The organism is Achromobacter sp. UBA5777 (genome assembly GCF_002418565.1).
GTDB classification, from domain to species: domain Bacteria; phylum Pseudomonadota; class Gammaproteobacteria; order Burkholderiales; family Burkholderiaceae_B; genus Achromobacter; species Achromobacter animicus.
Map to the genome: position 1 here is coordinate 1 of NZ_DIEJ01000094.1, position 11424 is coordinate 11424.

Genomic DNA, 11424 nt, shown 5'->3' on the forward strand with positions numbered 1-11424 from the left:
GCCCCCTACGGCGCCACCGCCTTGTTCGCCGCCGGCGGCACCGGTGAGTTCTTCTCGCTGGCTCCGGATGAATACTCCGACGTCATTCGCACCGCCGTGCAGACCTGCAAGGGCAAGGTGCCGATCCTGGCCGGCGCCGGCGGCCCCACACGCACCGCCATCGCCTACGCACAAGAAGCCGAGCGCCAAGGCGCCAAGGGCGTCCTGCTGCTGCCCCACTACCTGACCGAAGCCTCGCAGGACGGCATCGCCGCCCACGTCGAGCAGGTCTGCAAGTCGGTCAACATCGGCGTCATCGTCTACAACCGCGCCCAGTCGCGTCTGTCGGCCGACAGCCTGGCCCGCCTGGCTGACCGCTGCCCCAACCTGGTCGGTTTCAAGGACGGCATCGGCGACATCGAATCGATGGTCCGCATCCGCCGCAAGATGGGCGACCGCTTCTCGTACCTGGGCGGCCTGCCCACCGCCGAAGTCTACGCAGCCGCTTACCGCGCGCTGGGCGTGCCGGTCTACTCGTCGGCCGTCTTCAACTTCGTGCCCAAGATGGCCATGGAGTTCTACAACGCCATCGCCGCCGGCGACAGCGATACCACCAACCGCCTGCTGGACGATTTCTTCCTGCCCTACCTGGAAATCCGCAACCGCAAGGCTGGCTATGCCGTCAGCATCGTCAAGGCCGGCGCCAAGCTGGTCGGCCACGACGCGGGTCCGGTGCGCGCACCGCTGACCGACCTGACCGGCGAAGAAATGGAAATGCTGCAAGCGCTGATCAAGAAGTCCGGCGCCGAATAAGTCGTCCGCATTTGCCCATGCGCGACTAGCCGCCAGAACGCCCTCCGCTGGAGGGCGTTTTGCTTCTTGATGCAAAGAAAAGTTGGCGGATTTCGCCCCGTATGTTGTCATATGGCCCCAGTGCATCCTTGCGGTCGCGCGCAGTTGGCGCGGCCGAACCCATTGGGCCGGACACCCGTGGGGCATCAGAGGAACGCGTACACTTGCGGCTGCGCGCCAGGCCGCCAGCCTTGCCCGCAGCGATTTTCCCTATAAGAGAGACAATGCAAACTCCCGCCCGGCCTCCCCGCTCGCGCCTGACCGATTTCGTTATCGAGGAACTGACCAAGCGCCTTGATGGGCGTCAGTACCGCGCCGGCGACAAGCTGCCTTCGGAGCACGCGCTGTGCGACGAATTCGAAGTCAGCCGCACCGTCATCCGCGAAGCCGTGGCTTCCATGCGGCTGAGCGGCCGCCTGGTAAGCAAGCCCGGCATCGGCGTTTTCGTGACCGAAGACCGCGAAAAGCCCATCGATTTTGTCGTCGAACCCGCCACGGATCCGCGCTGGGCCCTGCACATCATGGAATTGCGCGCGGGCCTTGAGGTTGAAGCCTGTGGACTGGCGGCAGAGCGCCGCAGCGCGGCGGATCTGAGCGGCATCGTCGAAGCCTTTGACGCCTTCAACCGCGCCACCCGCGACATGGAAGCCGCCGTCAAGGCCGATTATGAATTCCACCTGTCGATTGCCCGCGCGTCGAACAATCCGCACTTTCCGGCCCTGCTGAAGGCGGCGGTGCGGGACGTGATGCTCGATCTGAACATCAAGCACGGCGGCAAGACGCCCGAAGAACTGGAAACGTACGAGATCCGCAACGTACGTGAACACGAAGCCATCCTGACGGCCATCATGCGCCGCGACCCCGGCGCCGCGCGCGCTGCCATGGCGCGCCACCTGGGCGACAGCATCGCGCGGTACCGCAAGCTGCTGTCCCATCCCCCCGCGATTTAAGCCACGCCCGCGTGCCCTCCCCGTGATGCCAATTACGGGAATCCCCTTACTTGTTTACTTGTATGACGGCTGCCATCATACGTCTTATTGCATAACGTAATACGACGCGGCTTCAGTACTGCCTGCGTCTTCCGCGATCCGTAAGACCTGCCGTACCAGTGCCGCCGATGAGCCCCATTCTTACCCTCCGCAGTACGTACCACCCCTACGCCACGCGCATTCACCGGCGCACCGCCTGACCGGCCCAGAGCCGGCGCTTTTCCCCCAATTCCCGTACCCCGTCCGAATGCGCGACGCACCCTCCCCGGCTTGCCGGGGCGGACCCCGCACGCTTGGCCGTTTTCAACCCCTCCGCTTTTCAATCACTTTCGATCCCCAGGAGAAATCTCCATGCGCAAGTTTCTGAGCTCCGCCGTTGCGGCAACCCTGCTGTGCGTCGCGTCTGGCGCGCAGGCCGGCGTGACGTTTGACGCCGTCAAGAAAAAGGGCTTTCTGCAGTGCGGCTTTGCCGGCATTCCCGGTTTCTCGGTGCTCGACAGCAAGGGCGAATGGACCGGCCTGGACGTGGACATGTGCCGCGCCGTCGCGGCCGCCATGTTTGGCGATGCCTCCAAGGTCAAGGGCAACGTGCTGACCGCGCAGGCGAAGTTCACGGCGCTGCAGTCTGGCGAGATCGACATGCTCTCGCGCAATACCACGCAGACCCTGACCCGCGACACCACGCTGGGCCTGATCGGCGTGGGCGTGAACTTCTATGACGCCCAGGGCCTGATCGTGAAGAAGGCGATGAACGTCAAGAGCGTGAAGGAACTGGACGGCGCCACCATCTGCGTGCAGCCCGGCACCACCACCGAACTGAACCTGGCCGACTACTTCCGTAGCCGCGGCCTGACCTTCAAGCCGGTGCTGGTCGAGAACTACGACGAGAACTTCCGTCTGCTGGAATCGGGCCGCTGCGACGCCTACACCAACGACAAGTCGAACACCGCCGCCAACATGCGCACGCGCCTGGCCAAGCCGGACGACTGGGAAATCCTGACCGAGAACCTGTCCAAGGAACCGCTCGGCCCCATGGTCCGCCAGGGCGACGAGCAGTGGTTCAACGTCGTGCGCTGGTCGCTGAACGCGATGCTGGAAGCCGAGGAATACGGCATCACGTCCAAGAACGTCGATGAAATGTTGAAGAGCACCAACCCGAACGTCCAGCGCATCCTGGGCGTGACGCCGGGCATGGGCAAGAACCTGGGCCTGGACGACAAGTGGGCCTACAACATCATCAAGCAAGTCGGCAATTACGGCGAAAGCTATGACCGCGCTATGGGCAAGGACAGCCCGCTGAAGCTGGACCGCGGCCTGAACAAGCTGTGGACGCAAGGCGGCCTGATGTACGGCTGGCCGGTGCGCTAAGCATCGCTCCCGCGGCTCCGCCCTGTGCGGGGCCGCGCTTCATTTCCCCGGCCTGCGGGCACGCCCGCGCCAGAACACTCTTTACGCAGCAATACCATGAACAGCATCGTCAACGCCCGACTCAAACAGATCAAACCCTCGCCCAGCATGGCCGCCAAGATCGTCGTGGACGAACTCCGCCGCCAAGGCCGCGAGATCGCCGACTACACGCTGGGCGAGCCCGACATGCCCACGCCCGCGCATATCGCGCGCGCCGGCCAGGAAGCCATCGCGGGCGGCGACATCCGCTACACCAGCCCGAACGGCACCGTGGGTCTGCGCAAAGCCATCGCCAACAGCCTCGAACAGACCGTGGGCGTGCGCTACGGCATGGACCAGATCACGGTGGGCGCCGGCGCCAAGCAGATCATCGCCGCCGCGCTGACCGCCAGCCTGGAGCCGGGTGACGAAGTGATCGTTTGCGCGCCGTACTGGGTTTCCTATCCGGACATGGTGCTGTTGGGCGAAGGCAAGCCTGTCGTCGTCACCGGCCCCGAGTCGCAAGGCTTCAAGCTCGACGCCGCCACGCTGGAAGCGGCCATCACGCCGCGCACGCGCTGGCTGATCCTGAATTCGCCCAGCAACCCCAGCGGCGCCGTCTACAGCGCCACCGAGCTGCGCGCGCTGACCGACGTGCTGCTGCGCCATCCGCACGTGTGGATTCTGAGCGACGAGATCTACGCGCCCTTCACCTACAGCGGCCAGGCCCACGCCTCGCCCGTGCAGGTCGAACCCAAGCTGGTTGAGCGCACGCTCATCGTCAACGGCATGTCCAAGTCCTACGCCATGACCGGCTGGCGCGTCGGATACGGCGCCGGGCCCGCGGACCTGATCAAGGCCATGAGCACCGTCATGTCGCAAAGCACCTCGTGCCCCAGCGCGATCTCGCAAGCGGCGGCGCAGGCAGCCCTGGAAGGCGACCAGTCCAGCGTCACGGAAATGGTCGGGATCTTCAAGAAGCGCCGCGACCTCATCGTGAGCCGCCTGAACGCCATCCCCGGCATCTCGTGCGCCATGCCGGACGGCGCGTTCTACGTGTACGCCAACGTGCAGGGCCTGATCGGCAAGAAGGGTCCCGACGGCGAGCTGAAGACGGACCTGGACGTTAGCCTGTTCTTCCTGCGCGAAGCGGGCGTGGCCGTGATCGACGGCGGTTCGTATGGCCTGTCGCCGTACGTGCGCTTCTCGTTCGCGACCTCCACCGAGGTCATCGAGCAAGGCATGGACCGTCTGGCCGTCGCGGTCAGCGCCCTGATGGCGGGCTGAACCGTGGCGCAGCACACCGCTCAACACCCGGTGCAGCGGCCGCCGCGCCGGGTTTCCTGGAACGATCCGGCCACGCGGGCGCTGGTTTACCAGGCGCTGGCCCTGGCGCTCGTCGGAGCCGCCGTCTGGTTCCTGGTCCACAACACGCTGCACAACCTGTCGCTGCGCAACATCGCGACGGGTTTCGGCTTTCTCAACCGCGAGGCCGGCTTTGCCATCGGCGAATCCGTCATCGCCTACACCCCCGCCGACACGTACGGACGCGCCATCTTCGCCGGCATCCTGAACACGCTGCGCGTGGGTCTGCTGGCGCTGATCGCCGCGACCGTCCTGGGCGTCTTCATCGGCATCGGCCGCCTGTCCAAGAACTGGCTGGTCAACAAGATCACCTCGGTGTACGTCGAGGTGATGCGCAACGTGCCGCTGCTGCTGCAGTTGTTCTTCTGGTATGCGCTGATCACCGAGAACATGCCCGGCCCCCGGCAGGCGCATAACCCGCTGCCCGGTGTCTTCATCTCCAACCGCGGCCTCAAGGTGCCGGGACTGGAAGGCGCGTCGCTGGACTGGGTGCTGTGCGGACTGGGGCTGGCCATCCTGGCGATCATCGCCGTGGGCCATTGGGCCACCAGGCGCCAGGAAGCGACGGGACAGCCATTCAAGCTGGGCCGCACGGCCATCGGCCTGCTCGTCGCCTTTCCGGTCGTCGGTTGGCTCGTCAGCGGCGCATCGCTGACGCTGGACATGCCGGCGCTCAAGGGCTTCAACTTCGTCGGCGGCCTGACGCTCTCGCCGGAGTTCGTCGCCCTCTTCCTGGGTCTGACCGTCTATACGTCTGCCTTCATTGCGGAAGTCGTGCGCTCGGGCATCCAGGCCGTCAACAACGGTCAGTGGGAAGCCGCCGGTTCGCTGGGCCTGCCGCGCCGGCTGGTGCTGCGCCTGGTGATCCTGCCGCAGGCGTTGCGCGTCATCATTCCCCCGATGACCAGCCAATACCTGAATCTGCTGAAGAACAGTTCGCTGGCGGTGGCCATCGGTTACCCGGACATCGTGTCGGTGGTGAACACCACGCTGAACCAGACGGGCCAGGCCATCGAGGGCATCCTCATCATCATGGCCGCCTATCTCACGGTCAGCCTGTCGATCTCGATATTCATGAACTGGTACAACAAGCGCATCGCGCTGGTGGAGCGTTGAGATGAGCAGCACTACGCAAACCCTGAGCGCCAACGTCGCTCCGCCGGGCGCGCAAACCGGCGCCTGGGCCTGGATGCGGTCGCGGCTGTTCTCGTCGCCGCTCAACATCCTGATCACCGTGCTGCTGGCGTGGTGCCTCTTGATGGCCGTGCCGGCGCTGGTGGAATGGGCCTTCATCAAGGCCAGCTTTGACGCCACCAACGCGCAGGAATGCCGCGCCGCAGGCGGCGCCTGCTGGGCGTTCATCGTTGAAAAGCACCGGCTGATCCTGTTCGGCACCTATCCGTTCGACGAGCAATGGCGCCCGCTGATCGCCACCGGCATCCTGATCGCGGTGATCGTGGCCAGCGGCATGCGCCGCTTCTGGAACGGCAAGCTGGCGCTCATCTGGACGTTTGGCCTGGCGGCGGTATCCGTGCTGATGTGGGGCGGCGTGTTGGGCCTGACCTACGTCGAGAACGCCCGTTGGGGCGGCCTGCCGCTGACCCTGATCCTGGCCACTTTCGGCATTGCCTTCGCGTTCCCGATCGGCGTGCTGCTGGCGTTGGGACGCCGCTCGAAGATGCCGGCCATCAAGGCCCTGTGCGTCGTGTACATCGAGCTGATCCGAGGCGTGCCGCTCATCAGCCTGCTGTTCATGTCGTCGGTCATGCTGCCGCTCTTTCTGCCGGAGGGCTTCACCATCGACAAGCTGCTGCGCGCGCAGATCGCGATCATCATGTTCGCCGCGGCGTACATCGCCGAAACGGTGCGCGGCGGCCTGCAGGCCATTCCGAAGGGTCAGTATGAAGGCGCGGATTCGCTGGGCCTGAACTACTGGCAACAGATGCGCAAGATCATCCTGCCGCAGGCACTCAAGATCGTGATCCCGCCGCTGGTGGGCATCTTCATCAGCCTGTTCAAGGACACGTCGCTGGTCGTGATCATCGGCATTTTCGATCTGACGCTGGCGGCCAAGGCGGCCCTGTCCGACGCGGCATGGCGAGGTTTCGGGGTGGAGGCCTATCTCTTCATCTCGCTCATCTACTTCGTCTTCTGCTATTCCATGTCCAAATACAGCCGCGCGCTCGAGCAGCGCCTGGCCACCGGGCACGCCCGGTAAACCCGAAGGAGAACAGGCATGTCCGATGCCATCATTCGTCTGCAGGACGTGAACAAGTGGTACGGCCAGTTCCACGTGCTGCGCAACATCAATCTGAACGTCGCCCAGGGCGAGCGCATTGTGGTGTGCGGCCCGTCGGGTTCGGGCAAGTCCACGATGATCCGCTGCATCAACCGGCTGGAAGAACACCAGAAGGGCCAGATCATCGTCGACGGCACCGAGCTGACCAGCGACCTGAAGCACATCGAGACCATCCGCCGCGAAGTCGGCATGGTGTTCCAGCACTTCAATCTGTTCCCGCACCTGACGGTGCTGGAAAACCTGACGCTGGGCCCGATGTGGGTGCTGAAGCAGTCGCGCGCCCAGGCCGAGGCCACGGCCATGAAATACCTGGAGCGCGTTCGCATTCCCGATCAGGCCGCCAAATTCCCCGGCCAGTTGTCCGGCGGGCAGCAGCAGCGCGTGGCAATCGCACGGTCGCTGTGCATGAACCCGAAGGTCATGCTGTTCGACGAACCCACGTCGGCGCTGGACCCGGAAATGGTCAAGGAAGTGCTGGACGTGATGGTGACGCTGGCGCAGGAAAGCGGCATGACGATGATCTGCGTGACCCACGAAATGGGCTTTGCGCGCAAGGTGGCGAACCGCGTGATCTTCATGGACCGCGGCGAGATCATCGAGGAAAACAATCCGGACGATTTCTTTGATCATCCGCAGAGCGAACGGACGAAGCTGTTCCTGAGCCAGATCCTGCATTGACGCGCTGGAAAACCGCCAAGCAGTGCTTCAAGCCGCCTTCCTGCAAGGCGGCTTTTTCTTTTGAGGATTGCTTGGCGTGTCTGTAGCAAGCGGCCGAAAGAACCAGAACGCGGCGCTGCCGCCCCGCATCCCCCCGGAATGCGTATTAGTGATTTGAATATGCCGCTGCAGCCCCGCAGCGGCCCAGGCGCGCCAAATCAGAAATCAGATATCGACATGAGAATTCAATCGTTCTAGCGCGACGGCGCATCGGCCAGACTGCGTCTTCTCTAAGCGCAAACAGGAATACCGATGTCCCTTCCTTCAGTCACGGGCCTGGACCACTACATCATCCGGGTCAACGACCTGCAGGCGGCGACCGACCGCTACGTCAAGCTGGGATTCAGTCTGGCCCCGCAGGGTCGGCACCATCGCGGCACGCGCAACCAGACGATCATTCTGGATGCCAACTATCTTGAACTGCTGACGTTCCCCGAAGAACTCAAGGCGCAGTCGCGCTTCGGCGGGTTTGACGATGCGTACGAAGGCCCGGTCGCCACTGCCTTGCAGACCACAGACAGCACGGCCGTGCACGCGGAACTGGCGAAGTTGGGCATCGATGCCGAACCGCCCGTCAGCGGCGGCCGCCCGGTGCATCTGCCAGAGGGCAGCGAAGACGCGGCCTGGAACAACACCCAGTTGCCGGCTGGCCTGCTTGGCGTGCCCGACTTCTTCACCTGCGGCCATCTGACGCGACATCTGGTTTACCGCCCCGAATGGCAGGACCATGCCAATGGCGCGCGCCGCATCGAGTCCTTGATCGTCGTGCATCCCGAGCCCCGTTCGCTGCGCGCAGGCTACGAGCGCGTCTTCGGCGCCATCGCCACCAGTGATCTGCCCGACGGCGGCCTGCAGGTGCGGCGTGGCAGCCTGCGCATCGACTTCGTTACGCCCGCCGCGTTCGAGCAGCGCTACCCGCAGGTTCGCGTGCCCACCGGCCTGCCCGCCGCGTCGCAGGGCGGATGGTTCGCGGGCTCCGTGATCGGCGTTCGGGATCTGGACAAGACACGCGCGCTGTTTGACGCCAACCAGGTGACGTACCGCGCCAACGCGCGCGGCGAGCTGGTGGTGGCGCCGGAGGACGCCGGCGGCACGCTGCAGGTCTTCGTGCAGGAGGCGTGACATGAGCCAACCCCTGCCCGATTACTGGGACTGCTTTGCCAACGACTATTCGTCCGCGCGGCAGGCTTTCGTCGACGACGCGGCCGCGCGCGGGGCCGCGCTGTTCCGCTATGAGCACCCCACGTTCAAGGACGCGCAGGGCGACGCGTTGAGCGTGGACGTCGCTGTCTTAGGCCGCCGCGATGCGCCGCGCACGCACCTCGCGATCAGCGGCACCCACGGGCTGGAAGGCGCGGCAGGGTCCGCGGTGCAGCGCGCATGGCTGGCCGCCGACGGTGCGAAGCCCCTGCCCGACGACGTGAACGTCGTCCTGGTGCACGCGTTGAACCCGTACGGCTACGCCCACGACACCCGCACCACCGAAAACAACGTCGACCTGAATCGCAACTTCGTCGACCACACGCGGCCCTATCCCGCCAATCCGCACTACGCGACGCTGCATCCGCACCTGATTCCGGCGCAATGGACCGAGGCCACGCACGAGGCCGCTGCGCAGGCGCTGGACACGTTCAAGGCCACACATGGCGCGGATACCCTGTTCAACGTGACGGCCAGCGGCCAGTACACGCATCCGGACGGCCTTGTCTACGGCGGCCAGGGGCCGGAATGGTCCAACCGCACGCTGCGGCGCATTGTGGACGAGCACCTGGCGGCCAGCGAGCGTGTCGCGTTCATCGACTGGCACACCGGCATCGGCGAATACGGCGACCCCTTCTTCCTGTGCTTCAACGACGAAGACAGCGCGGAGCAGACGCAGGCCGCACGCTGGTGGGGTGCTGAACGCGTGCGCGACCAGCGCCCGCACGGCCTGGCACGCCCCGACTATCAGGGCCTGGTGTTCCGCGGCGTGCAGCAGGCGCTAGGCGATCGCCCGCTGGCCGGCGCGGTCGTCGAGTTCGGCACGCGCGGTCTTCAGATGCGGCCCGCGCTGCGGCTGGACCAATGGCTGCGCTTCAAGGCGCCCCAGACGCCCGATGCCGCCCGCGATGCGCAACTGCGCGCGGACCTGGTGGACGCGTTTGTACCGGTATCCAGCGTGTGGCGGCGCAGCGTCGTCGCGCATGGCCTGCACATCACCCGCCAGGCCATCGACGGCGTCGCGGGCTGGTGACTTCCTTTCTCTAAATCCCCTTCTATCTGGCATTCATGAAAGCGATTGTTTTGCGTGAGCACGGCGGCAACGAAAAGCTGCGCCTGGAAACCAACTTCCCCGATCCCGTGGCCGGTCCCGATGACGTGGTGATCCGCGTCAAGGCCTCGTCCCTGAACTACCACGACGTCTTCACCCGCCGCGGCATGCCCGGCATCAAACTGCCCTTTCCCGTCATCATCGGCCTGGACGTGGCCGGCGAGATCGTGAAGACCGGCGAGAACGTGCGCGACTGGAAGGCCGGCGATCGCGTGCTGGTCGACCCGATCGACCGCGTGGACGGCGGGCTGGTCGGCGAGACCATTCACGGCGGACTGGCCGAGCTGTGCCGCGTGCCCGCGCACCAGCTCCTGCGCCTGCCGGACGAAGTCAGCTTCGAGCAGGCCGCCGCGCTGCCAGTGGCTTATGGCACCGCGCTGCGCATGATGAACCGCATTGGCCAGGTGCAGGCCGGCGAAAAGGTGCTGATTCTGGGCGCCAGCGGCGGCGTGGGCGTGTGCGCGGTGCAGCTCGCGAAGCTGGCCGGCGCGGAAGTCATCGCCTGCGCCGGCACGCCAGAGAAAGGCGAAGCGCTGCGCGCGCTGGGCGCCGACCACATCATCCTGTACACCGAGGAAGACTTCCTGAAGGCCGTGCAGGAACGTTTCGGCAAGCCCTCGCGCCGGCGTGGCGGCAAGCCGGGCGGCGTGGACGTGGTGGTCAACTTCACGGGCGGCGATACGTGGGTCAAGTCCCTGCGCTGCCTGCGCCTGGGCGGACGCCTCCTGACCTGCGGCGCGACGGCGGGCTTCGATCCCAAGGAAGACCTGCGCTACATCTGGACGTTCGAGCTGCAAGTCCGCGGCTCCAACGGCTGGGACCGCGAGGACCTGCACGAGCTGCTGGCGCTGGTGCGCGACGGCCGCCTGCGCGTCGAAGTGGACCGCGTGTGGCCGCTGGAACAAGGCGCCGAGGCGCTGGCCTCGCTGGAAGATCGCAAGATCGTCGGCAAAGTGCTGGTGGCGTCATGAGCGCGTTGCTGAACGCCGTGGATATCCAGGCCAAGTTCGACGGATCGCCCTTCATTGCGTGGCTGGACCTGTCCGTACGCCACGTCGACCACGAACAGGGTGAACTGACCGTGGTCGCCCCCTTCCGTCCGGAGTTCGAACGCGGCGCGCAGAGCGGCCAATGGCATGGCGGTCCGCTGGCCGCCGTGATCGACACGGTGGGCGACTTCGCCGTCGGCATGCTGCTTGGACGCGGCCTGCCGACCATCAACTTCCGCGTCGACTATCTGCGCCCTGCCATCAATACCTCACTGACCGCGGTGGCACGCGTGCGCCGCAACGGCCGCAGTGTGGGCGTGGCCGACGTCGACCTCTACAACGACCAGGGCGCACTGGTGGCCATTGGCCGCGCCACGTACGCCACGCTCAGCCAGGGCTGAGCCGCGCCATCAAGACAAGGATTCCCGTCATGACACAAGCAACTCGCGCCGGACGGCGCGCCTTTCTGACTCGCTCCGCCGCCGGCGGTCTGGCTGCGGCCGGCCTGGGCGTCACGCCGCGCACGCTGCTCGCCGC

Annotated in this window: 11 protein-coding genes; all 11 read left to right on the forward strand. The window is 65.6% G+C overall.

Translation table 11 applies throughout. The features are described 5' to 3' along the window. Nucleotides 1-792, forward strand: a 792-nt coding sequence (gene kdgD / locus B3446_RS06635) for a 5-dehydro-4-deoxyglucarate dehydratase (protein ID WP_291378598.1), incomplete at its 5' end; no start/stop codon positions are given. 263 nt (nucleotides 793-1055) lie between these two features. Continuing rightward, the gene (locus B3446_RS06640; RefSeq protein ID WP_175136454.1) at nucleotides 1056-1781 is read left to right on the forward strand and encodes a FadR/GntR family transcriptional regulator; all 726 of its coding nucleotides are present in this window, start codon (nucleotides 1056-1058) and stop codon (nucleotides 1779-1781) included. 390 nt (nucleotides 1782-2171) lie between these two features. Further along, the gene (locus B3446_RS06645; RefSeq protein ID WP_175121457.1) at nucleotides 2172-3188 is read left to right on the forward strand and encodes an amino acid ABC transporter substrate-binding protein; all 1017 of its coding nucleotides are present in this window, start codon (nucleotides 2172-2174) and stop codon (nucleotides 3186-3188) included. Between the two features lie 96 nt (nucleotides 3189-3284). Further along, a complete protein-coding gene (locus tag B3446_RS06650) occupies nucleotides 3285-4493 on the forward strand; it encodes an aminotransferase class I/II-fold pyridoxal phosphate-dependent enzyme (protein ID WP_191577216.1) in 1209 nt (402 codons plus the stop codon). A 3-nt stretch (nucleotides 4494-4496) separates the two neighbouring features. Next, nucleotides 4497-5687, forward strand: coding sequence for an amino acid ABC transporter permease (locus B3446_RS06655; RefSeq protein WP_224776816.1), 1191 nt, complete (start codon nucleotides 4497-4499; stop codon nucleotides 5685-5687). Nucleotide 5688: 1 nt separating this feature from the next. Beyond that, nucleotides 5689-6789, forward strand: coding sequence for an amino acid ABC transporter permease (locus B3446_RS06660; protein WP_291378603.1), 1101 nt, complete (start codon nucleotides 5689-5691; stop codon nucleotides 6787-6789). A gap of 18 nt (nucleotides 6790-6807) precedes the next feature. After that, nucleotides 6808-7548, forward strand: a complete 741-nt coding sequence (locus tag B3446_RS06665) for an amino acid ABC transporter ATP-binding protein (RefSeq protein ID WP_056318048.1) — start codon at nucleotides 6808-6810, stop codon at nucleotides 7546-7548. Nucleotides 7549-7839: 291 nt separating this feature from the next. Next, a complete protein-coding gene (locus B3446_RS06670; RefSeq protein ID WP_291378608.1) occupies nucleotides 7840-8709 on the forward strand; it encodes a VOC family protein in 870 nt (289 codons plus the stop codon). Between the two features lies 1 nt (nucleotide 8710). Next, nucleotides 8711-9820 carry a M14 family metallopeptidase gene (locus B3446_RS06675; protein ID WP_291378610.1) on the forward strand — a complete coding sequence of 370 codons (1110 nt, stop codon included), beginning with the start codon at nucleotides 8711-8713 and terminating at the stop codon, nucleotides 9818-9820. Nucleotides 9821-9855: 35 nt separating this feature from the next. Next, complete coding sequence (locus B3446_RS06680) at nucleotides 9856-10869, forward strand: quinone oxidoreductase family protein (RefSeq protein ID WP_291378612.1); 1014 nt, start codon at nucleotides 9856-9858, stop codon at nucleotides 10867-10869. Continuing rightward, nucleotides 10866-11288 (forward strand): PaaI family thioesterase, encoded by a 423-nt coding sequence (locus tag B3446_RS06685; protein WP_291378614.1) that lies wholly within the window; start codon nucleotides 10866-10868, stop codon nucleotides 11286-11288. Before B3446_RS06680 ends, B3446_RS06685 begins: the two co-directional genes overlap by 4 nt. Nucleotides 11289-11424 lie beyond the last annotated feature (136 nt).